Raw genomic sequence first — 22718 nt, forward strand, 5'->3', positions numbered from 1 at the left:
GTCACTCCGACGTGGGGGTGAGTTCCGCCTGCGGGTCCAGGCGGAAGTAGCGGCAGGGGGTGTGCAGCAGGACCTGTTCCCGTAGCCCAGCAGGGGCGTCGGCGAAGACGTGATCCAGCCAGTCACGCGAGCGCGGGTAGGTGGTGACCGAGTGCGGAAAGTCCGAGCCCCACATCAGGTTCTCCACCGGCAGGAGGTCCCGACACTGGATCGCGACCCTGTCACGGACGATGCCGAAGAGCAGGTGCCGGCTGACGTACTCGCTCGGGGTGAGCTTGAGTCGGTACCCGAGCGCTTCCCGGAACGTGTCGTACGAGTCGTCCATCATGTAAAGCACCTCGGGGAGCCAGCCGGCGTTGGTCTCGGCGATGTAAAGACGCAGGTCGGGGATCCGATCGAAGACGCCGTTGGCGATCATCCCGGTGATCATTCCCAGCGGGGGCGGCACGGTGCCGCGCATCAACGTGCTGGGCAGTTCGTAACGGCCGGCCGCCGCGGATACCAGCATCGGGTGGCTGCGGCTGCCGATGGTGACGTGGGACGTCACCGGCATGTCCAGTTCGAGTGCCCGTTCCCAGAACCGGTCGTCCTCGTTGGTCGGCTCGGTGGTGCCGTTCGGGAAGTGTGACAGGCAGACCGAGGTCAGTCCCAGACCGCGCACCCGGTCGAGTTCGGCGAGGGCGTCCTCGATCCCGGTGACCGGGATCAGTGCGGTGGCGAGCAGCCGGTCGGGGGCCACCGCGCAGTAGTCCTCGGCGAGGAAGTCGTTGTACGCCCGGACCATAGCGAGGTAGGCGTCCCGGTCGGAGATGTTCTCGATGTATCGCCCGATGAAGACAGGCGGAAAGAGCACCTCGGCGTCGATCCCGTCGCGGTCCTGCTCGCGCAGCCGCTGTGCTGGGCTGCCGGTACCCGGTGCGGGGGTGCCGTCCTCCTCCCAGTAGGAGGCCCCGATGATCTTCATCATCCGGCCACCGGCGATGTTGGTGCCGTTGTGGATCAGTGGCATTCCCTCGACCAGCCAGCCCTCGCCACCGTCGGCAAGCTTGATCAGGCGGGGGGCACGCTCGCGGTGTTCCTCGGGGACCCGGCCGATCCAGCCGTCCACCGGGATCTCGAGATGGCCGTCGCTGGAGATTGTCTGGTATCGGCGTGACACAGGACTACGCTCCTCAGTCGGTGATCAGCGATTCAGCGGAGTAGGTGCGTGGATCACCCCGCCGGCAGCCCGCCGCGGCCAGCGTGTCCAGGAGGGTGTCGAGCACCGGCAGGCCGTCCCGAGGATCAGGGAGGTCGCGCGGGAGCATCGCGATGCGTTCCACGGTCTTCTCGACCGCGAAATTCCCCTCGCGGGACAGCTGTGGCATCAGCCAACGCTGGTAGGCGTCCTGCCAGATGATCAGCACCGCGGCATCGTTGCGGCGACGCACCTCGTCGAGAGTGCGGTGGTTGAGCGCGTAGGCCGTTTCGACGTCCATGCCCACGTGCCGCCAGGAGAAGTCGGGGTTGGCGGGGTCGAGGACCTCGATGCCGAACCGCTCCCGGTCCTCCCAGAGCGGCATCGTCTCGTCGCTGACGCCGAAGACGCTCAGCGTGAAGTGGCCGGCGAACTCCTCGGTGAGGAACTCGTGGGTGAGCAGGTAGTCCTCCGGGCGCTCCCCGGGATAGCCGACCATGAACGAGCAGCGGTAACCGACCGGGCTGCCCCGTAGCAGCTCGAAGGCCCGGCGGTTCGCCACCGCTGTCACCTTCTTGTTCATGTGGCGCAAGCTGTCCTCGCTCATCGACTCGAAGCCGATGGACAGGGTGCGGCAGTGTGCTCGGGCGAGCGCTGCCACGGTCGCCTCGTCGCGGATCGAATTGGCCCGGCTGTAAGCCTCCCAGCCCAGCCCTACCTCCGGCAGGATCCTCAGCAGCTGCCGCAACCGGGTCGGCGGCACCGTGAAAGTGCTGTCCATCGCCTTGACGAAGGTGGCGCCGTTGCGCTCTGCGTAGCCGACCCAGTCGTCACGGATCTTGCCGGCCGAGCGGTAGCGCCACTTCGGGCTGGCTGCGGGAAACGAGCAGAACTTGCAGGTGAAGGGACAGCCTCGCATCGACTCGTAGGGCACCGACGGGAACCGACCACGAAAGGACGGCGCGGGTTCGGCGTCGAGGTCGATGTACTCGACTCGGTTCGCTCGAACGGCACCGTCGCCGTCCCGGTGGACGAGGTTGGGTATGTCCACGACCAGACCACCCCGGCGGAGTGCCGCGAGCAGCATCGGCAGCGCGAGCTCGGCGTCACCACGTACCACGGCGGTGACCTCGGAGTGCTCACGCATGATCCACGGCCACTTCAGGTTGCTGTACTGACCGCCGAGGACGACCGGGATACCGGGCAGGTGCTCGCCGATCCAGGCCAACGCCTTGCTCAGAGTGGCCCGGTCCCAGATGAACGTCGTAGAGAGCAGCACCACGTCGACCGTGCCGGCCGGGGCGACCGCCGTGCCGTTCCAGACGTCGGCGGTATCGATGACCACGACGTCCGTGCCGCTGCGGTCGAGAATGGACTCGAGGGTGAAGGTGGTCAGGTGCGGCACTGTCCAGCGCCTCGGCCGCATCAGCGGATACCGCACCCCCCGGTACTCGAAGCCCAGCTCACGTAGGGAGAAATTGCCCCGGCCGGCGAAGTAACCGCGCTCCACCGTAGGGGCCGCCTTCGGATCGAAGAGCGTGCCGCGCACGTAACGGTCGTTCTTGTGGGTAGGTCCGAAGCCGGAGACGAGTGCGACCCGGTATGTCCTCACTGGCATCCCTCCGTCCGGAGCGCCCGGGCCCGGTCCGGGCGGCCGAGCCGGTCGTACTGGGCGGCCATCGCGGCGCGTGAGGCCACCGGCACGGCGCCGGCGGGCGTGGGCACCACTACCGGGTCACGGCCGGCCAGGAACGGTGCACACCAGCCGTCGCCGATGCGGATCTGCAGGTCACCCATGACCTCGACGATGGTCCCGGCCACCCGGAATCGGCCGAAGTGCGACCGCACCAGGTCGGTGCCGCCGTACGTCACGGGGCTGAGCTGGAATCGGCTTAGACGTTCCCCGATCAGTCGCGCCCCCGCAGCGGTGGACTCCAGGTCGACGTCGGACGGCGTGACCTGTACCCCGAGCAGCGCCGCCGCCAGGGACCCGCTGACCACCCAGGGCTCGGTCATGTCGGAGAGTTGGTCGATCAGCACGGCGAGAGCCAACTGGTGGGTCATGCCGGTACCTGAAGGGTGGCGCGGGCCCGCTGCCACTCCTCCCAACTCTGCGGACCGGCCGCGCCACGGACGCGCAGCGGAACGTAACCTCGTCCACCGATCCGGCGGTGCATGACCTCGTAGCCGTGCCGTTCCGCCTCGGTGATCGGACGGGAACCGAGGGTCGCCTCGAACCGCATGTCGATGCTCCAGCGGACGATACCGGCATGGTTCTCGGTTCCGCTGTGCGCCAGCAGGTTGGTGAAGACGAGCAGGTCGCCCCGGCGCATCGGCAGCAGCGTCACCGGCTCGTACGCCACCCGGTGGGCGGTGCGCCGGTAGATCGCCTCCTGCCGGTCGACGCTGCTGCGTGCGACGTTCCCGTCCCCCGGTACGGCCCCGTCGAGCATTCCCCAGCGGTGACTGCCCGGTACGACGGCCAGGCACCCGGCGTGCACGTCGACGTCGACCAGCGGCAGCCACACCTGGACCATCTGCCAGAGCATGTATTCCGTCCCGGTACCGTAGAACTGCGCGTCCTGGTGCCATGGCAGACGCGACAGGTGCCGTGGCAGGTAGGGGCGCAGGTGCCCGTTCCCCTGGTAGGTGATCTCCTCACCGAGGAGCGGGACGAGCAGGTCGGTCAGTTCCGCCCTGCCGATCAACTCGCAGAACTCGCGGCAGAACAGCATCGGGTCCCAGTCCCGATTGTCCAGGTCGTGCCCGGAGTAGAGGGTGTTGAGGCGGCGTTCGAACGGCTCGTCGGCGTACTCTCCCGCCAGCCGGTGCCGGATCGCCAGCTCGGGTGCGAGATGGTCCACCCGCCGCCGCAGCACGTCGACAAACGGGTCGAGCAGCCGCGGATCGAAGGCTCGGGGCAGCAGCACGTATCCGTCGCGGCGGAACGTCTCGACGTCGATCATGTGACCCCCGTCGGCTCACGGACGAAGTCAAGGTCGACGTCCCCTCGCACCAGGTCGATCTCGTCCCGCAAGCACCGGCGCAGCAGTTCCTCGAGCCAGGCTCCTGTGGCCGGTGGCATGGCCGGGTAGTACGTCGGGTTGAGCAGCACCAGCAGCCGCTTGGCGAGGAACGGCGCCATCAACGCGGGCCCGCCGTCGTCGCCGCCCAGCTCGCGGAAGGTACGCCGGAAGCTTTCCAGACCAGCTCGATAGGCGCCCGAAACCCGACCGTTACTGGCATGGCTGAACCACAGGTAGTTGACGGTGAACGCGGCGAAGTCGTCGTTCGGGTCGCCAACACCGGGCAGCCGGGCACCGATCGTGCGCACCTCCCGGTCACACGGCCCGATGAAGACGTTCCAGGGGTGGAAATCATGGTGCACGTACCGAAGCCGGTCGCCCCGGTCGGTCAGCAGCAAGCGCCACTGCGCGCAGGCGTGTTCCACGTCGACGCGCAGGTCGCGACGCGTGGCCCAGAAGCTGTCGGCACTGTCGACGAGCCGCTGCACCGGCACGATCAGCGCGTCGCGCAGTGCCCTGCGATACAGCACCGTCTGGTCGCCGGCCACGGGACGGTGGAGCGCGACCATGGCGGAACAGAGCCGACGCGCCTCCGCAGCCGCCCTGTCCGCACCGAGGGCCTCCAAATCGTCGAGGCGATCGGCATAACGGATACCTGGCTCGGCCCACTCGAGCAGCCACGGCGTGTCGGTGAGTGGTTCCAGCCGCACGAGGCTGCCGGCGGCGCTGCGGCCCACGGCGGCACAGCGCGCATGCCCGGGGAACCAGTCGTACCCTTCGACCCGCCAGGCTGCCTCACGCAACGCGTCCGCGGCGAGGGTCTCACCGTAAAGGTCCTCACGGGGCGTCTTGAGGTATGCGCGCCGTACGCGTCCGTGCGACTGCACGGTGAGTTCGACGGACTGGGTCATACCGTGCGCCTTGTCGCTGGCGGGGTCGCCGGTGACAGAGAGGACCACGGCCGGCGTGTCCAGCAGGTTGCTCACGGCCCGGCTCCAGGCGGCCAAGTCGTCCCCGAACGGAGGCGGAGTAGGAGTCACCGCCGGCCTACTTCGGCTGCCCAATCCAGGTACACAGGTAGTCCATGTGCACGAGGCGCTGTTCGGAGCGGATGACCGGGCGCTGCGGGAAGGACTGCGTCGGCAGCACGTCCTTCGGACAGTACGGATCCTTGGCACGCATGCTACGTTCGCCGGCGGTGTGCATATGGTGCAGGTAGGACCGCCCGCTGCACCCGCCCCCGCACTGCGCGAGCAGTTCACAGCCGGAGCAGCCCTCGATGGCCGCCGGGTTGGCGTTGCGCTGCCGGAAGACCTTGAACTGTGGGCTGTTGATGATGTCGATCAGGTCGTGCTCGAGAAGGTCCAGTGCCGACTTGTAGTCGTGCAGGTAGACGCAGGGACTGACATGGATCTCCCGCTCCGGCGTGATGGAGTGGATCCGGAAGGAGGTCCGGCCGCAAGGGCACCGCTTGGCAGCCTGGTAGTCGGTCATGGCGGCCAGCGGTGGCTCCCCCAGGTCGATGGGGTCGCAGAGTTCGAGCAGCCGCGCGAATCCCGCGTAGTACATGTCTGCGGGAAGGGCAACCTCCATGTGCTCCGGCTGGACGGGCTTGACCGGGTTGATCCGTACGTGCGCGTCGTACCGCTTCGCCAGGGCCACGATCTCCTCGATGTGGCGCAGCGAGAAGTTCCAGTTCATCCCGCACATGATGGCCGTGTGCGGCTTGCCCTCCTTCTGGGCGATCTCCATGGACTGGATCGCCTGGTGGAAGATGCGCGCACCCCGGTTGCGGTTATGTTCGTCCTCGAACGGTGAATCAAACGAGATGTCGATGTCGTTGAGCAGGTCGAAGGCCCGTCGGTGGTCACGGTAGAGTCGCAGCAGGGTCACGCCGCTTGTGGTGAGTCCCACGATGATCCCCGCGCCGGTCAGCCGCTCGATGATATAGGGGAGTTTGGTGTTGGCGGGGTTGGCACCATTGGTGAACAAGGGCTCGTTGCCACCCAGGTTTACCGTCTCCACGCCGACGAGGGCGAGTTGTTCGACGATCCGGTCGACCATCCAGTCTTCCATGTCGGCGCCCTTGACCCGGGCATTCATGCTGTAACAGTGGTTGCATCGATAAGGGCAGTCGTTTCCGAGAGTCCAACCGATGTTCTTGATCGTGGGCGGGCATTCCGGTAGATCACCGAACTCGTCTACTGGTCCGACATTCAGTTGGTAGTGCTCGAACTGGTCGAAGTCCTCCGGCTGGTACCGCTTGGGGGCGCCCAACTGAATGGACACGGGGATGGCAGGGGAAGGTCGGCCGGCAACCGTCACGGCAGCGGTCCTCTCTGAATTATTCCGAGTGTCGGAGAGAACTGATCAGTTCTCGAAGATGATCGAAGCGGCTTTGCGGATCGCCTCCAGGCGGTCGGGCGCCGTCTCGCGACTGAAAACGGAGAGCGACCAGAGCGAGGCGTACCGCTCGGTGACCGCCAGCGCCTCGGTGCAGTAGCCGGTGGAGCGTGCCAACTCGGCGAGACTGAGAACGTCGCCGCCATGCCAGCCGACCAGCACGTCGGGATCCTTGCCCTGCATCGTCAGCGGAAGACAGGACACCACGACGTCAGTGGCTGCCACCTCGGGAAGCTCCTGGAGCAGGCGTTCCTCGATGGCGTCTCGCCCGCTCGGGTCCCGCGCCTCCCGCAAGAGCGCCACACCCGCGGCGGAGAGCCGCCCTCGGTCCTCGATCCGATACGCCTCACGCCAGAGACGACGGGCCTTGAGGTCGCCGATCGCCGGCTCGCAGCCGTGTGGCAGGTTGACCTTGTGCTCCTCGACCTCGAGCAGGTCCAGGAACTGATCATCCCCCAGCTCCAGCAGGTCCGCTTCGTCGAACGGCTCGCCTGCGTGGTGGGCGTTGATGTTGCGGATGGCGCGGTCGAGCATCGCGTCCGCAGCCACCTTGCCGGACGAGTAGACGATGCGTTCCAGCACGTCGTACCGAACCCGGAGCAGGTCAACCAGAGACGTCACGGCGCGGTGCTCGACATGTCCGTCGACGACGGCGTTGACGCCGAAGCGGAACAACGGGTCGGATTGTCGAACGTCCGCCCTGGCCAGCAGCTCAGCTTCGGTGGCTGTCGGTGGGATTGCGAAGAGTGTCACGAAGCTCAGCAGCTCGCCGTCGAAGTTCCATGGCGTGCCCGCACCGAGCGTGTCGCGGAGCGAGAAGTCCAGCAGGTCGGTGCTGACCGTGGCGGTTACCAGGGTTTCCACGAACGTGTGGACCGGCAGACCGGCGATCACCTGCGCCTCGCTCCAACTGGAATGTGCCGCAGGGCGTCCAGCCAGCAGGTTCACCGAGGTGGCGACCGCCTCGACCGCCGCCAGGTGGTGGCGTACGCCGGCGAGCAAGCTGGCCCGGTCTGCAGGGTCCGGCACCGCCATCAGGAGCGGGGAGGACCCGACCTCCTCATGGATGCGAGCGAGGTAGCGCTGGAACCGGGGAATGCTGCCCGGGGCAGGGTAGTAGCCCAACTGGTGACTGAGGGTGTGCCCGAAAGGCAGCAGGTCCGAGTCGTGGATCAGCGCGTACAGACGGGCGAGCAGTTCCAGAGACAGGTCCGGACCGAGCATGGCGTCGAGATGGTCCAGTCGGTGCCGGTTTCCGGGCAGTGGTTCGAAACCGTCACCGACGACCTCACAGAACTCGTTCTTCCGCATCGCCGCGAGAAATCGGGTGGTCCAGTACGTGGTCCCCAAGCAGTGCGGCAAGCGGGTGTTCTCATTGGTCGGAATACTCAGGTACGCCAAGCCGGTCTGCCTCAGCCGGTTCATCCGCTGGACCGAGCGACATTCAAATACCATTCGTTCCGCAAGGGTGAGGCGATGCCGCAGACCAGGCAAAACGAAAAGCGATTCATCGAGTGCTTCAAGCAGAGAGACGACGCGACTCTTACCTCGACCGGAAATGACGTCCACGATTTTTGACCCTCAGCTTCCCCGTGTTTACAACTGAGGACGGCGGGCTCCAGCTCCCGGATCGCCCCCGTTCCGACTCGCCATGCGAGTGATAGGAATCTATCAGAGGACCACCACGTCCTTCAATCCCCTCCTCACTAACGGTGCGGGAGGCATACGCGGTGAGTGATGGAGGAGGCGCGAGCCCGCCCCGCGCTGCCGGCGCAAGGGCGGCCTACGCGGCGGTGGGTGAGACGCCCTGCGCCGCGACCGGCCGTAGATGTTCGCCGACGCGTCTCAGAGGTAGTCGTAGCGGCGGCCGCTGATCCAGTCGGACGATGCACGGTAGCGCAACAGCCGTTTGGTGGGCAGGGCCGCGCCCCGGGCCCGCGAGTACTGCTCAGGAGAGCGGCGAGGATCGGGGTGCTGGGGTCGAGGCATCGGCGGGGCGGTCGCCGGGCGCGGACAGCGTCGTGCGCCAGACGCCGTACGCCGGTGACGGCACCATGAGTCAGGTCGACGACCGCGACGCTGGCGTCATCGACGCGTTGGCGTCCTGGCCTGATTGGTCGCGGAATGAGCGACTCAGCAGTGGAAAGACACTCAACGTCCCCAGTCCGGCACCGACTGCGAGTGCGGCGCGGGCACCCAGGATCTCGGCCAGGAGGCCGACCGCCCGGTGGTGATCGGGTGAACCAGTCGCGTGGTGGCCGCCCAACTGCCAACGACCGAGCTGATCCGGTCCGCTGGGGTGACCGTCATCCGCGTGGACGCGAAGGTCGGGTTGAACAGTTTCGTGGTGAAGAGCAGGCCGATCTGCAACGTCAGGATCACCGCGAGTGTTGCGGGCCCCACCGGTACGGCGGTCAGGGGAAGCAGCCAGACGACGCGGACCAGTCCGGTGCTGGGAAGCACTCGGTCCCTCCCCCATCGCCGAACCAAGCGGTACGACAGCATGCCCGCGAGCATCCCGCCGAGGCATGGGACGCCGAGGACCAGCCCGTACTCCCAGGCGGACAGGCCCAGGTCGCGCACGACGAACAGCGCCAGGATCGGATTCGTGGCCATTGAGGGCGGACCCGAAGAGCACGGCATTGACGTACAGGGCACGAAGGACAGGCACTCGCCAGATGGTTCGGAGACCCGCGCCAACCCGAAGGCCGGCCGACGCTCGTTCGGCGTTGGCCGTCGGCGTTGACGCCGACGGCGATCAGGGCGTGGACGCAACTGTCCGGGCTGATGGCGCCGCCTCTCGCGCAACCGCAGTAGCCGCTTCAGCGCAACCGCGACGCATAGAGGTTATGCGGGACGGACCCTTCGGCCCGCGTGCCCTTGGCGACGGGTGGTGTCGCAAACCGGCAGACTGACTGACCCGCCGCATCGCTGTTTCGATGGAGACGACCGCATGCACCTGAGCAAGATCATTATCCATGGGTTTCGCGCCAGTGCCGAGGACCTCATCGAGTGCGAGATACCCGGCCGGTTCAGTGTGCTGATCGGCGCGAACAACGCTGGAAAGTCGACCGTCTGCGACGCGTTGTATCTCACCCACCGGCTGCGGTTCCCCTCGTTGGCTCCGCCGTCGTCGGCCACGTTGGGCGACGGCCCCCGTAGCATCACCGTTGACTACTCCTACGCCCTGGATCCAGACGATGAAGGCCCTCTCGGCCGTCTCCTGCAGGAAGCTGCGGGAACCAGAAGCACCGCTGTCGCCGCGTCATGGACGACGGAACTGCGGCGCAGCCTCGGCAGCGTCGCCGCGAGCACGGACTTCCACGCCCTCCGCGACCGAGTCCGGCTGATCTATCTGCCGGCCACCCGCAACCCGGTCGACGACCTGGCCCGCCGTGAAGCCCGCGTGCTCGTCGAGTTGCTACGTGCTCAGCAGCAGCGGCTCACTGGCCGCCGCGACCTGACAAATCTGCGGGCGAAAGCGGCCAGGTTGCTCGACGCGCTGGCCAGCACCGACCTGATCCAGGCCGTCGAACAGCGCATCGGCGAGCATTTGGGCCCGCTGACTGCCGGGGTACGCCAGCACTGGCCGTTCGTACGCGGCCAAGCCGTCAGCGACGAGTACCTCGCCAGGGTGCTGGAGCTGATGGTCGCCGCGGTCGAGGACCGACTGCAGGCCCGCAATCTGGCGATTACCGGTCTCGGCTACGTCAACCTGCTACACATCGCCGTCACCCTCGCGGCCATCCCCGACCCCACTCACGCCGACGACGCCAAGGAACCCGACGCTGTTGTATCCGGCCCTGAAGGCACCGTCGGCACTACGTCGACCGAAGCGAACGGCCCCGACGACGAAGAGCAGCAGGTGATGGTAGCTGCGGCGCGGCTGGCGCAGGCACGCGTCGAGCGCAACGCGGAGGAGGACTCGTTCTTCTCGTCGGCACCGTTTCACGCCACCGTCGTCATCGAGGAACCCGAAGCGCATCTACACCCGCAACTGCAACACGGACTAGCGCGCTACCTGCGCGAGTCCGTCCGGAACCGCCGCCCGCGCCGCAATCGCCGACTGCGACGCGAAACTCGCACGCTACCGAGCCGCCCTCGACTCCGGAGCGGACCCCGCAGTGGTCACCGGATGGATAGCCCAGACACAAGCCGAACGAACCCGAGCAGAAGCCCACCTACAGACGCGTCAAACGACCGGACCGCGCCCCATGAGCCGAACAGAGATCACCGACCTGGTCCACGCCCTGGGCGACATCACCACCGTGCTCCGCGACGCCGACCCCGCCGACAAGGCCAAGGTCTACCGACAACTCGGCCTCCGCCTCGTCTATCATCCGGAAACACAAACGGTCCGCGCTGAAGTGGATCTCAACGCGGACCGTGGGTGTATGGATCGTGTCCGAGGGGGGACTTGAACCCCCACGCCCTATACGGGCACTAGCACCTCAAGCTAGCGCGTCTGCCATTCCGCCACCCGGACCTACTCGTCCAGCCTACCCTGGCTGCCGGAGTGGTTTTCCACCACCCTCTGGCTGCCCGGCGGGCCGCACGGGGCATTACTTTACACCGCCGAACTCGATCATGCACATCGCCTTTCCCTCGCCCCTCCAGCCGGACGTTTCCCGAGTTCAGAGGCTTGCGAGCCAAGGCCCTTCATGGGAATCCCACGCGGCCAGGAAATCCCGGACCGGACGTCGCACACCCGGGGTGGCGTTCCACCCGCGGCTACCGGCAGCATGACGGAGTGTCCCAGCCGTCTCCAATGTCCGCCGTCCGGAACCGGGCCCTCGCCCTACGCGCCGGAGGCGATCTCACCGGCGCCCGCCAACTCCTCGCGGACACCGTCGAGGCGGCCCGTCCCCGTCTGGGCGAGGACCACCAGGACCTGCTGGGCACCGCACACCTCCTCGCCCGGTTGCACCGCGAGGCCGACGACCCCACCGGGGCGCGGCGGGTCCTGGAGGAGGCGTTCGCCGCCGGGGAGCGTCGGTGGGGGCACGCCGACCCGTTGATGGTGGCGATCGCGTTCGACCTCGCCTCCGTCGCGGAAGAACTCGGTAACCGCCACGAGGCACGCCGCAACTACCAGCGGGTCGCCACATCCGGTCCCGGGGTACTCGGTGAGGATCATCCGGCGGTCCGCACGGCACGCGCCTACCTGGGCCTGGCCACCACCGCTCCGGCGTCGCCGGGGCGGGAGGAGCCGACCGTCGCCATGCCCCCTGTCCCCAACCCCCGCCAGCCCGACGTCACCGTCCCGGCTCCGGTCGGCGTCCCGTGGCCACCACCGACCCCGCCTTCCCCGGCGGCCCGGCCACCGGACCAGTGGGCCACACCGGGTTCCGCCCAGCGACCCGGGACACCGACGCCCGGCACGGCCTTCGAGCACACGGCGCGACCGGCCGCCCCGCCGCCCGTACCGCCGGTTGGAGATTCCGCCGGCCGGGTCGTCCCGCGCCCGCGCAGCGCCCCGCCGACTCCGCTTCCACCACCGGTGCCCCCGTCTGCGGCACCTGGCGCTCCGCTCCAGCCGCAGGCCCACCCACCGGCGACGGACCCCAGGCCGGCATCCGGTGGGGCACCCGGTCATCCGACCGCGCCACCGCACGTACCCGCCGGTCCACCTGGTAACTCGCCAGCGGCACCGGGCCAGGAGGTGACCCGCCCGCTGCCGGCGCAGCAGTGGGACGAGCCAACGGTGCAGGTCCGGCAGATCAGTACGTCCGACGAGGGTCCACGACCGGTGGGCGGGCCGCCCGGCGGCCAGCAGGTGCCCACGCCACCGGCACATACGGCCGGTGTCCCACCGGTCAGCGGCCCCCCGAACCTTCCGGTCAGCGGCGCTCCGTACGCCTCGCCGGTGAGCGGTGCTCCCTACGCCTCGCCGGTGAGCGGTGCCCCGTACGCGTCGGTCAGCGGCCCGCCGTACCCGGGTCCGGTGAGCGGGTCGCCGACGAGCGCTCCACCGCACCTGTCCTCCCCGGTCAGCGCCCCGCCCGCCGGTGAGCCGCCGCGCCCGGACTTCCCGGTAGACGTACCGCCGCACGCCGGGGCGCCGCACGCCGGGGCACCGCAGGTCGGGACACCGCAGGTCGGGACACCGCAGGTCGGGGCGCCGCAGGTCGGGGTGCCCCACGCCCCGCCGCAGGTCGGGGCGTCCCACGTGCCGCCGCCGGTGGGCGGGCCGGGGACCGCCGACCCCGCCGGGCAGGCGAGCACCCCCGCCTGGGACCTCCTCGCGCCGACGGGCGGACCGGCCCCGGCACCGCCGACCCCGGCACCGCCAGCCCTGGCACCACCGGTCCCGCCGCCGCCCGTTCCGGCACCACGCCCTCAGGCGTCATCGGTCTCGGCTCCGCCCGTTCCGGCACCGCCCCCGCAGGCTCCACCGGTCTCGGCGCCGTTCGCCCCACGGTCATCCCTCCCGACGCCACCCGTCCCGCCCGGCGGCCCCCTGTCGGCGGACACCACCGCCCCGCTCGCGTCCGCCCCACTCACGCCCGCCCCGCAGCCGGTCGCGGATCAGCCGGTGGGCGGGTACCCGTTCCACCCGCTCCGGCGCTCCACGCTCGGCGGGGCCGGCCGGCCCGGCCCGGTGTCGGGCGAACCGGCCGGCGAGTTCTTCGGCCCGCCGCCGTCCCCGCCGGCTCCGGAGCAGCTTCCCCCGGCGTACCCGGTGGAGAAGCCGGGCCGCGACCCGGGCCGGCGGCTGCTGGTGGTGATGGTGCTGGCCGCCGTGCTGGTGGTCCTGCTGGTGATGGCCGGCGCGGGCCTGCTGGTGGTGAACGTGGTGCGGGACCGGACGGCACCGAATCCGCCGACGCCGCCGGCGGCCGCCCCGCCGACCCCGGCCCCGACCTTCGATCCGCCGGGTGACCTGCGGTTGCGTGACGACAGCACGAGCGTCACGCTGACCTGGACCGACCCGTCCGGCGGGGTGGTGCCGTTCGTCGTGGCGGGCGGCCGGGCCGGTCAGCAGTTGGGCGCGATGGCGAGTCTCGACCCGGGACGGACGACCTGGACGGTCAACGGGCTGAACCCCCGGGTGGACTACTGCTTCACCGTCCTGGCGGTCTACTCGACCGAGTCGTACGAAACGTCCGGTCAGGTGTGCACCACCCGCGAACCGGGGCCGTCCCCCAGCTGAACGGACATCGTCCCTGCATACGGAGGGTGTCCGGGACCGGACGGTGCGGGTTCCCCCGGTATCGACGGGGCCATATGATGGCAGCCGGCTCACGGGCGGGCTGCCGGGGAACGGCGCGCCGCCTGGCCCGATGCGCGGGCGAGTCCGATCACCTGGGGGAGACAGCCGGCTGTGGCCACCACCGACGACGACGCCAGTACCGAATCCGGCACCACGAAACGCCGGTCGCGGATGCGCGGCGGCCTGGTCACCGTCGGCACGGTCGCCGCGCTGCTGGCCGCCATGGGCGTGACCGTGCTCAACCTCGGCTACGCCGACAACGCGGTGGCGAACTACGACGCCTCCTCGTGGCTGTGGAGCACCGCCCGCAGCGAGCTGGCCCGGGTCAACGGGATCACCGCCAAGGTGGACACCCGGGTGGAGGTGCCGCAGGCGAAGCAGCATCCGATGCAGGTCGCCCAGACCGACCGGCTGCTCGTCCTGCGGGACCTGAACACCGGTCAGGTCTCCTCACTGGACCTGGCCACCCTCCAGATCACCGCTACCACGCGCACCACCCCGGGCCTCGGGGTGAACGTGACGCTGCACGAGGACGCGGCGTTCGTGGTGGACGCGGTGCAGGGCATCGTCCGGCAGCTCGATCCGCGGTCGCTGGTGCCGGTCGGTGAGCCGGTGCGTTATCCGCCGGGCATCACCGGCGGCTCGTTCGACGGCAAGGGCCGGCTGTGGGTGGCCGTGCCGAGCGAGGGCACCGTCTCGGCGATCACCCCGGCGGAGCTGCCGGAGAAGCCGGCCACCGCGGCGAGCGCCGGGGGCGGGCTGAGTCCGAAGCAGGTGAGCACCCACGACGTCGCCGACGGCAGCCACGAGCTGGTGGTCTCCACGCTGGACGACGGGGTGGCGGTGCTCGACCGTACGGCCGGGGCGCTGGTGACGGTGCGCGGCGACACGGTGCGGCGGGTGCCGCTGCCGGCAACCGGGCCGGGCACGCTGCCGACGCGGACGAGTGGCTCCCGGGTGCCGGTGACCGTCCCCGACGCGCGGACCGTCCACGTGGTCGGCGACGACGGGCAGGTGCGGGAGTTCACGGTGCCGGGCAGCGGCGACGGGCTGCGGCCGGCGGTGGCGTGGGCGGGCCGGTTCTACTGCCCGGACGCCACCGGCGGGGTGATCTACACCTTCGACGGGGACGGGAAGCTGGTCGACACGATCTCCGGCCGGGGCACCCGGGGCCCGCTGGAGCTGGAGGTCCGGGAGAACCACCTGTTCATCAACGCGCCGGACTCCTCGACCGCCCGGGTGGTCGACGACAAGCACCAGGTCAGCGAGGTCGACAAGTACGCCAACGACGTGCTCGGCGGTGACCCGCCGCCGGCTCCCCCGCCCCCTCCCCCGCCGAAGAAGCCGAAGGTCGGCAAGCCGAGCGCGCCGCGCGGGGTGACCGCCGCCGCCGGTGACGCGTCGGCCCGGGTGAGCTGGCAGGCCGCCGCCACCAACGGCGCCGCGATCGTCCGCTACGTGGTGGAGGGGGCCGGGCAGCGCGTCGAGGTCGGTGCCAACCAGCGGGCCGTGGAGATCACCGGGTTGACCAACGGGGAGACATACCGGTTCCGGGTGCACGCGGTCAACGCGAAGGGGGCCGGCCCGGCGCGGACGAGCAACCCGGTGGTGCCGACGGCGGAGGTGCCGGACGCCCCGACGGGGGTGTCCGCGAAGGAACGGCCGGACGGCACGGTGCAGGTCCGGTGGACGGCCGCGGACGGCCAGGGCGCGAAGATCACCCGGTACGTGGTGACCGCCGCGTCGGCCGGGGCGAACGCGCCCGCCGGGGAGACGAAGGGCACCGAGCTGGTGGTGCCGGCCGGTGAGCTGGAGTACGGCCGGCAGTACGCGTTCACCGTGGTCGCGGTGAACGACCGGGGTGCCGGGTCGAAGGCGTCCGGGGTGAGCAACACGGTGGTGCCGTTCAGCGCGCCGGGGCGTCCCGGGCAGTTGCGGGCGGAGACGGTGCCGGACCGGCCGGGCACGATCGTGGCGCAGTGGGAGCCGGCCGAGGCCAACGGCCGCCCGGTGACGGCGTACCAGGTCGAGGTCGGCGGGAAGCGCCGCGACGTCACCGACACCCGGGTCACGCTGGACGGGCTCGGCGACGGGCAGGACGTGACGGTGACGGTGCGGGCGGTCAACGAGGCCGGGCCGGGCGCGGAGGCGACCGAGACCGCCCGGACGGTCGCGCCGCCGAAGGTGACCGTCACCGGCGGGTCGGCCACGGCCACCTCGGTCACGGTGAAGGTGACCGTGGACGCGGGCGGCGGGAAGGCCACCTGCGTCGCCACCGCGGGCGGGAAGAGCTCCCCGGCGGGGGCGTGCACGTCGCTGGCCGTGGGCGGGCTCGCGCCGGGCACGTCGTACCCGGTGACGGTGACGGCGACCAACGCCGCCGGGAAGGGCACCGCCACCAGCACCCAGAAGACCAGTCCGCTGTACGGCATCGCGACCTGCAACAACGGTTCGGCCCCCGACCAGCGCACCTACTGCGACAAGGAGCGGCCGGGCGAACGCAACGGCAACGAGGTGTTCTCGGTGCCCGAGCAGGACAACGGCCGGCAGGTCGGCTGGGCGAAGCCGGGCACCCGCTGGCAGGCGTTCTGCCGAATCAAGGGCGAGCACGTCGACTCGTACGTCTACAACGGCCAGAAGGCGAGCACCTGGTGGGTGCGGATCAACTACGAGGGAAGGAACTACATCCCCTGGGCCTGGCTGAACCTCGAGGGTGGCGACGACATCGACGTCCTGCCCGCCTGTTGACCGCGCCGAACGGCAAGGAGCACCACGCACCGTGAAGACCCACCAGCCGCTCACCCAACCGGAGGTGCAGCGCTTCGCCGCGCTGGCCGCCCGGCTCGCCGAGAACGTCAACTCGGTGGTGCTGGGTAAGCCGCAGGTGGTGCGGCTGGCGTTGACCGCCCTGTTCGCCCAGGGGCACGTCCTGCTGGAGGACGTGCCCGGGGTCGGCAAGACCACCCTCGCCCGGGCGATCGCCGCGACCGTCACCGGCGAGTGGCGGCGCATCCAGTTCACCCCGGACCTGCTCCCGTCGGACGTCTCCGGGGTGACGATCTTCAACCAGGCGACCCGGGGCTTCGAGTTCCACCCCGGTCCGGTCTTCGCGAACATCGTCATCGCCGACGAGATCAACCGGGCGTCGCCGAAGACCCAGTCGGCGTTGCTGGAGGTGATGGAGGAACGCACCGTCACCGTCGACGGGGTCCGCCACCCGGTGCCCCAGCCGTTCCTGGTGGTGGCGACGCAGAACCCGGTGGAGATGGACGGCACGTACCGGCTGCCCGAGGCGCAACTGGACCGGTTCCTGGTGAAGCTGTCGGTCGGCTACCCGGACGAGGCGGTGGAGGTGGAGGTGCTGCGCGGGGCGACCGTCCGCTCGCCGGAGGCGCTGCCCGCGGTCGCCGACACCGCCGAGATCGCCGAGCTGATCGGCATGGCGCAGCGGGTGCACATCGCCGAACCGCTGTACGCCTACGCGGTGCGGCTCGCGGCGGCCACCCGCAACCACCCGCACGTGCGGGTCGGGGTCAGCCCGCGCGGGGTGATCGCGCTGACCCGGGCGGCCTGCGCGTACGCGCTCATCGACGGGCGGGGCTGGATCATGCCGGAGGACCTGAAGACCCTCGCCGGGCCGGTCTTCGCCCACCGGCTGCTGCTCTCCTCCGACGCGCAGGTGCGGGGCGTGAACGCCGCCGAGGTGCTCCGCCAGGCGATCGCCTCGGTGCCGGTGCCCCTACCGTCCGGGCAGACCGTCCCGGCGCAGGGCTGACCCGTCGCGGATGGGGATCACCGCCCGGGGGGTCGGGCTGCTCGTCGCCACCGTCGCCCTGCTGGCCGCCGGTTTCGCCTTCGCGTACCCGGAGCTGACCGTGCTGGGCGCGGCGGCCGGCACCGCCGTCGGCTACGCCCTGGTCGTCGCGGTCCGGCGACCGCGACTGACCGTGACCCGGCACGCCGACCCGGACCGGGTGGCCCGTGGCGAGCCGGCCCGGATGTCGGTGACCGTCCGCAACGCCGGGCGGCTGCGGGCGGCGAGCCTGGTCGCCGAGGACCGGTGTGGGGGCCGGAGCGTCCCGGTGCCGCTGCTGCGGCTGCGGCCCGGCCGGGACACCACGGTCACCTACGACGTGCCCACCACCCGGCGCGGCGTGGTGCCGATCGGCCCGCTGCGGGTGGTCCGTCGGGACCCGCTCGGCCTGGTCGCGCTCGCCCGCTCCTACGGCGACACCGTGCCGGTGTGGGTGCACCCGCGCGTCCACCCGTTGACGGCGGTCCCCACCGGGGCCGGACGCAGCCTCGACGGCCGGGTGGACGGGGTGCCGCACGGGTCGATCACCTTCGACTCGCTGCGGGAGTACGTGGTCGGCGACGAGCTGCGGCGGGTGCACTGGCGCACCAGCGCCCGGGTCGGGGAGCTGATGGTGCGGGAGAACGTGGACACCAGCCTGCCCCGGATCGTGGTGCTGCTGGACAACCGGGTCGAGGCGCACCCGGACCGGGCCGACGGCACGGCGGAGAGCTTCGAGTCGGGGTGTGAGGCGGCGGCGTCCGTGGTGGCCGCCGCGATCCGGGACGACCTGCCGGTGACCCTGTTGAGCGTGGTGCCCGACGACGAGCCGGACGCGCACCCCCTGGACCGGCTCACCAGCGTCGGGCTCGCCACCGGATCGCTGCCGGACGCGACTACCCGGCTGCGGCAGCAGCGGGCCGGGGACACCCTGGTCTTCCTGACCGGACCGGGCGGCCGGGCCGGCCTCGGGCACGTGGGCGCGCTGCGCGGGGCGTACCCGTCGGTGGTGGTCGCGGTGTTCGGCGCGGCGGAGGCGACCCCGGCGGACGGGGCGGGCCTGGTGGTGATCGACGCGGTCGACGGCGCGGCGTTCGCCGCCGAGTGGGACGGGGTGCGCCGGTGGTGACCGCGCGGAGGGTGCTGCGGGCGGTGCCGCTGCCGCTGGTCCTGGTCGGCATGATCGGTCTGGCCGGGGTGGTGCTGGGCCGGGTGTACGCCGGTGACCTGCTGACCCGGCTGGTGTTCGGCGCGGCGGTCGGGTCGGTGCTGGTCAGCGTCGCCGCCCGCCGGCTGCGGTCCTGGCTGGTCGCGCCGCTGTCGGTGCTGGCGCTGGCCGGCTACACGGCGGTGGCGCTGCGGGTGGCAGCCCAACGCGCCGACCTGTCGGGCGGCCTGGGTCGGATCGTGGTGGACGCGGCCGGCAACGGTGTCGCCCGGCTGCTGACCGCGATGATTCCGGTGGAGCCGACGCCGGACACCGTGCTGGTGCCGCTGGTCGCCGCCTGGCTGGCCGGGCTGGCCGGGGCCGAGGTGGCGCTGCGCGCCGGTCGGGTGCTGGCGGGCTACCTGCCGCCGGCGCTGCTCTACGCCGGCGCGGTCTACGTGGTCGGCCCGAACGCCGGGCCGGCGCTCTGGCCGACGCTGGCCTTCGCGGCGCTGGCCGCGCTGGGGCTGGCCGTCACGGGTGGCGCGCCGCCGGGGACCGACGACGATCTGCCGGCCGGGACGCGGGCGACGTTGCGGACCACCCGGACGGTCACCACCGCTGCCGGGCTGGCGGTGGTGGTGGGGCTGGTGGCCCTGCTGGCTCCCGTGGTGGCCGGGCAGGTCGACGACCGGCCGGTCGATCCCCGCCGGTACGTGGAGCCGCCCCAGGTGGAGACCCTGGACGAGAATCCGCTGATCCGGATCTCCGGGTGGGCGCTGCACCCGGAGCAGAAGCTGCTGGACGTGTCGGTCGACGGCGCGGCCCCGGCGGCGGCGACCGCCGGTCCGGCCCCGGACGCCGGGTCGGGATCAGGTTCGGGGCCGGACGAGGTGCGGCTGCGGCTGGCGGTGCTCAGCGACTACGACGGGGTGACCTGGCGGGTGGGCGCGACCTACCGCAACGCCGGCCGGGTGCTACCGGCCGTCGAGCCGGCGGCGGGCAGCCGGCTCGACACGGTCCGCCAGGAGATCACCGTGGCGGACCTGAGTGGACGGCTCCTGCCGGCCGTCGCCACCCCACGTGAGGTCGGCGGGGCACGGGTGGCCTACGACCCGACGACCGGGACGCTGATCCGCCCGGAGGGGCTGACGCCGGGACTGCGGTACACGGTGACCTCGGTACGGGAACGTCCCGACCTGAACCTGCTCGCCACCGCCGACGTGCCGGCCGGCGAGGGGGTGACCCGGGTGCTGCGGGTCGCCGACGGGGTGCCGGACCCGATGCGCCGCCTCGCCGCCCAGATCGCCGAGGAGAACGGCGCCCCGTACGACCGCGCGGCGGCGATCGAGCAGTTCCTTGCCGAGCACTACCGGGTGGTGGCCGACGCGCCGAGCGGCCACGCGTACCCGAATCTGAACTTCTTCCTGTTCGGGCCCCGCAACGCCGGCGGCCAGCGGGGCACCTCGGAGCAGTTCGCCGCCGCGTTCGCGGTGCTCGGCCGGCTGACCGGGCTGCCCACCCGGGTGGTGGTCGGGTTCAGCGCTCCCGGCAGCGGGCCGGTCCGCGCCGCCGACGCGTTCGCCTGGCCGGAGGTGCTCTTCGAGGGCCTCGGCTGGGTGGCCTTCGACCCGCTGCCCCGGCCCGACGACGAGCCGCGCCCGGTGGAGGAGGACTTCCGGCCGACCCCGGAGGATCCGCCCCCGTCGGAGGTGCCGGAGCCGACCGTGGAGCCGTCCGCCACTGCCCCGGCGGTGGCCGCGCCGCCCCGCCGGGAGTCGACCGGGACCCCGGTGGCGGTGCTGGTCGGCGGCGGCTCGGGTGCGCTGCTGCTGCTCGTCGCGGTGGTGCTGGCGGCGCTGGTGGCGGCACGCCGGGCGCTGACCCGGCGGCGGCTGGACCGGGGTGACCCCGCGCAGCGCATCGCCGGCGCCTGGCGGGAGGTGACCGACGCGCTGCGGCTCGCCGGGCACCCGGTCGGCGGGGACCTGGCCGCCACCGAGGTGGCCGCGCACGCCCGCCGGCTGGTGGTCGCTCGCCCACCGACTGCGGACGGGGCCACGGAACCGGGAGGCGGGACGGCGGTCGGGACGGCCGCGTCCCCGGTGGAGGAGTTGGCGGCGCTGGTCAACCGGGTCACGTTCGCCCCGGACGGGGCCGACGACGGCGAGGCCACGCGCGCCGGACGGATCGCCACCGACTACGTGCGCGAGTTGCGCGCGGCCCGGCCCCGCTGGCGGCGGATGCTCTGGTCCGTCCACCCGGGCCCGTTGCGTTGGCGGCGCTGACCCGGCTGGGCCGGCGCTGCCGCCGCGCGGAGCGGCCCGCGCCGGCCCGCTCCTGATCCGCCCGACGACCCGGTTCCGGCGATGTCCCTGCCTCACGCTTGACGCCCCACGCCCCCGGTGTCAGTATCTTCTGACAGGGGGTGTCAGAAGATACTGACACCCAGGCGACGAGTCGGGGGTGGACACCGGTGGCACCGACGGGAGAAGAGTTGCTGCGGATGCTCGCCGCGCTCGCGAGCCCGCACCGGCTACGGATCATCGCCGCCCTCGCCGAGGGACGCAGCTACGTCAGCGAACTGGCCCGTCGCCTCGAGATGAACCGCCCGCTGCTCTACATGCACCTGCAACGGCTGGAAGCCGCCGGCCTCGTCGCCGGCACGCTGGAGACCGCACCGGACGGCAACTCCGTCAAGTGGTTCGAGGTCGTGCCGTTCGCGCTGGACCTGACCCCGGCGGCGATCGCCGCCGCCGCACCGACCCTGGGCGCCGACGGCCCCGGAAAGGACGAGAAGTGAGCACCACCGACACCGTCACCGCGACCGACCAGATCGCCCAGACCGGCATGATCACCGGAACCCTGCTGCTGATCGCGCTGGTCGCCATCGTCGCCTTCGTGGCCCTCGGCGTCTACCGCGCCCGGTACGCGGCAGCCCGCGAGACGCAGTACCGCCAACTCGCCGAGCAGGCCGGCACCGCGCAGGAGCAGATCGCCGAGAGCAGCCGCGTCACCGCCACCGAACTCGCCGGGCTCCGCTCGGACCTCCAGAACACCCACAGCGAACTCGCCCAGGTCCGGCAGCGCCTGACCGAGCTGGAGCGTCTCCTGAGCCAGGTCGGCTGACCCTGCCCGGTATCCCCACCACGGGCCGGAGGAGCCCTCTCCGTGCTGGTCATTCGTGTCGAGGTAAGGCCGGAGGAACACCTGACCGGTCTCGCGGCGCGGTGATGCCGTCCAGGATCGTGGTCAGGTTGTGGTGGAAGGTCTCCTCGGCGTCGAGGTGGGCGCCGTCGACGACGAGCCGGGCGACGGTGGGGTAGCGGCCTGTTTCGAGCATGCGTGTCAGGTAGGGCCCGAGGGCGGCCTGCCAGGCGGACACGTCGGTGCCGGTCGAACGGGCGGTGCGTCGCTCGGTGATCTCCCTGCGGAGCGCTCCGACGACGAACGCGTCGAGGGCGCCCACGGCCCGCTGAAGATCGTCGATGCTGCGCACCCCAGGGGCCTGACTGAGCGCCGCCGCAATCGATTCGCCCACGGCGAGCGCGTGAGGTCCCAGGTGCGGCCTCGCGCCGAGCAGGTCGGCGAACCACTCATGGTCGAGAGCGGCATCGCGGGTCCGGCGGACGATGGCCAGCAGCGCGGCGCGCCACTCGGTGTGCTGGCCGGCCTCGGCGATCCGGGCATACACGGCGTCGACCATCAGGTCGAGCAGTTCGGATCTGGCGGTCACGTAGTCGTAGAGCCGCATCGGACCGACACCGAGCTCTTTGGCGATCTTGCGTACCGACAGCCCGTCGAGGCCGTGCGCATCGGCGACCCGGATGGCCGCGGCGGCGATCTTCGCGCGGCTCAGCGGCACCGGCGCCGCCCGCGGCTGAGGCTCGGGCCGTTCCCAGACGGGCAGCGGTGCGCTACCGTACGGCGTATCCATAAGGTACAGCGTACGGTAACGG

At 71.1% G+C, this 22718-nt stretch carries 18 protein-coding genes and 1 tRNA gene; 8 read left to right on the plus strand and 11 right to left on the minus strand.

Annotation, left to right across the window (positions count from 1 at the left end; all coding sequences use genetic code 11):
- Position 1 precedes the first annotated feature (1 nt).
- The 9 genes from QSK20_RS29680 to QSK20_RS29720 all read right to left on the minus strand — a co-directional run bounded on the left by QSK20_RS29680 (position 2) and on the right by QSK20_RS29720 (position 9414).
- Entirely contained in the window at positions 2–1159 is a 1158-nt protein-coding gene (locus QSK20_RS29680) for an amidohydrolase family protein (protein WP_285791923.1), read from the minus strand.
- 13 nt (positions 1160–1172) lie between these two features.
- Positions 1173–2789: a B12-binding domain-containing radical SAM protein gene (locus QSK20_RS29685; RefSeq protein ID WP_285791924.1), complete on the minus strand. Its 1617-nt coding sequence runs from the start codon at positions 2787–2789 to the stop codon at positions 1173–1175.
- Positions 2786–3241: a nucleotidyltransferase domain-containing protein gene (locus QSK20_RS29690; protein WP_285791925.1), complete on the minus strand. Its 456-nt coding sequence runs from the start codon at positions 3239–3241 to the stop codon at positions 2786–2788. The genes QSK20_RS29685 and QSK20_RS29690 overlap by 4 nt, the downstream gene beginning before the upstream one ends.
- Complete coding sequence (locus QSK20_RS29695; protein WP_285791926.1) at positions 3238–4143, minus strand: phytanoyl-CoA dioxygenase family protein; 906 nt, start codon at positions 4141–4143, stop codon at positions 3238–3240. Before QSK20_RS29695 ends, QSK20_RS29690 begins: the two co-directional genes overlap by 4 nt.
- Entirely contained in the window at positions 4140–5189 is a 1050-nt protein-coding gene (locus QSK20_RS29700) for a phosphotransferase family protein (RefSeq protein ID WP_285791927.1), read from the minus strand. The genes QSK20_RS29695 and QSK20_RS29700 overlap by 4 nt, the downstream gene beginning before the upstream one ends.
- 61 nt (positions 5190–5250) lie before the next feature.
- Positions 5251–6492, minus strand: a complete 1242-nt coding sequence (locus tag QSK20_RS29705; RefSeq protein ID WP_285791928.1) for a radical SAM/SPASM domain-containing protein — start codon at positions 6490–6492, stop codon at positions 5251–5253.
- An 81-nt stretch (positions 6493–6573) separates the two neighbouring features.
- Complete coding sequence (locus QSK20_RS29710; protein WP_285791929.1) at positions 6574–8175, minus strand: hypothetical protein; 1602 nt, start codon at positions 8173–8175, stop codon at positions 6574–6576.
- Positions 8176–8451: 276 nt separating this feature from the next.
- Positions 8452–8595 (minus strand): hypothetical protein, encoded by a 144-nt coding sequence (locus tag QSK20_RS29715; RefSeq protein ID WP_285791930.1) that lies wholly within the window; start codon positions 8593–8595, stop codon positions 8452–8454.
- Positions 8596–8757: 162 nt separating this feature from the next.
- Entirely contained in the window at positions 8758–9414 is a 657-nt protein-coding gene (locus QSK20_RS29720; RefSeq protein ID WP_285791931.1) for an MFS transporter, read from the minus strand.
- Positions 9415–9559: 145 nt separating this feature from the next.
- On the opposite strand from QSK20_RS29720, the gene QSK20_RS29725 reads away from it, so the two are divergent.
- Positions 9560–10972, plus strand: a complete 1413-nt coding sequence (locus QSK20_RS29725; RefSeq protein ID WP_285791932.1) for an OLD family protein — start codon at positions 9560–9562, stop codon at positions 10970–10972.
- A 36-nt stretch (positions 10973–11008) separates the two neighbouring features.
- Here QSK20_RS29725 and QSK20_RS29730 read toward each other — a convergent pair.
- Positions 11009–11092, minus strand: a tRNA-Leu gene (locus QSK20_RS29730).
- 282 nt (positions 11093–11374) lie between these two features.
- Here QSK20_RS29730 and QSK20_RS32305 point away from each other — a divergent pair.
- From QSK20_RS32305 to QSK20_RS29770, 7 genes are all read left to right on the plus strand, one after another.
- A complete protein-coding gene (locus tag QSK20_RS32305; RefSeq protein ID WP_502889067.1) occupies positions 11375–13759 on the plus strand; it encodes a fibronectin type III domain-containing protein in 2385 nt (794 codons plus the stop codon).
- Positions 13760–13990: 231 nt separating this feature from the next.
- Positions 13991–16567 carry a fibronectin type III domain-containing protein gene (locus tag QSK20_RS29745; RefSeq protein WP_285791957.1) on the plus strand — a complete coding sequence of 859 codons (2577 nt, stop codon included), beginning with the start codon at positions 13991–13993 and terminating at the stop codon, positions 16565–16567.
- A gap of 31 nt (positions 16568–16598) precedes the next feature.
- On the plus strand, positions 16599–17594 hold the full coding sequence (locus QSK20_RS29750; protein WP_285791933.1) for an AAA family ATPase: 996 nt from the start codon (positions 16599–16601) through the stop codon (positions 17592–17594).
- Between the two features lie 10 nt (positions 17595–17604).
- Positions 17605–18741: a DUF58 domain-containing protein gene (locus QSK20_RS29755; protein WP_285791934.1), complete on the plus strand. Its 1137-nt coding sequence runs from the start codon at positions 17605–17607 to the stop codon at positions 18739–18741.
- Positions 18717–21047, plus strand: a complete 2331-nt coding sequence (locus QSK20_RS29760; RefSeq protein ID WP_502889068.1) for a transglutaminase TgpA family protein — start codon at positions 18717–18719, stop codon at positions 21045–21047. Before QSK20_RS29755 ends, QSK20_RS29760 begins: the two co-directional genes overlap by 25 nt.
- A gap of 188 nt (positions 21048–21235) precedes the next feature.
- Complete coding sequence (locus QSK20_RS29765) at positions 21236–21562, plus strand: ArsR/SmtB family transcription factor (RefSeq protein WP_502889069.1); 327 nt, start codon at positions 21236–21238, stop codon at positions 21560–21562.
- A complete protein-coding gene (locus QSK20_RS29770; RefSeq protein ID WP_285791935.1) occupies positions 21559–21888 on the plus strand; it encodes a hypothetical protein in 330 nt (109 codons plus the stop codon). The genes QSK20_RS29765 and QSK20_RS29770 overlap by 4 nt, the downstream gene beginning before the upstream one ends.
- Before the next feature lie 49 nt (positions 21889–21937).
- Here the strand turns inward: QSK20_RS29770 and QSK20_RS29775 are convergent, their stop codons facing one another.
- A complete protein-coding gene (locus tag QSK20_RS29775; RefSeq protein ID WP_285791936.1) occupies positions 21938–22696 on the minus strand; it encodes a TetR/AcrR family transcriptional regulator C-terminal domain-containing protein in 759 nt (252 codons plus the stop codon).
- Positions 22697–22718: the final 22 nt, after the last annotated feature.

Source organism: Micromonospora sp. NBRC 101691 (assembly GCF_030269285.1).
Lineage (GTDB): Bacteria > Actinomycetota > Actinomycetes > Mycobacteriales > Micromonosporaceae > Micromonospora > Micromonospora echinospora.

Coding starts and splice junctions, on each gene's coding strand:
- QSK20_RS29690 (WP_285791925.1), bottom strand. CDS start 3,241: ATGACCCACCAGTTGGCTCTCGCCGTGCTGATCGACCAACTCTCCGAC.
- QSK20_RS32305 (WP_502889067.1), top strand. CDS start 11,375: ATGTCCGCCGTCCGGAACCGGGCCCTCGCCCTACGCGCCGGAGGCGAT.
- QSK20_RS29725 (WP_285791932.1), top strand. CDS start 9,560: ATGCACCTGAGCAAGATCATTATCCATGGGTTTCGCGCCAGTGCCGAG.
- QSK20_RS29715 (WP_285791930.1), bottom strand. CDS start 8,595: ATGCCTCGACCCCAGCACCCCGATCCTCGCCGCTCTCCTGAGCAGTAC.
- QSK20_RS29745 (WP_285791957.1), top strand. CDS start 13,991: ATGCGCGGCGGCCTGGTCACCGTCGGCACGGTCGCCGCGCTGCTGGCC.
- QSK20_RS29755 (WP_285791934.1), top strand. CDS start 17,605: ATGGGGATCACCGCCCGGGGGGTCGGGCTGCTCGTCGCCACCGTCGCC.
- QSK20_RS29775 (WP_285791936.1), bottom strand. CDS start 22,696: ATGGATACGCCGTACGGTAGCGCACCGCTGCCCGTCTGGGAACGGCCC.
- QSK20_RS29695 (WP_285791926.1), bottom strand. CDS start 4,143: ATGATCGACGTCGAGACGTTCCGCCGCGACGGATACGTGCTGCTGCCC.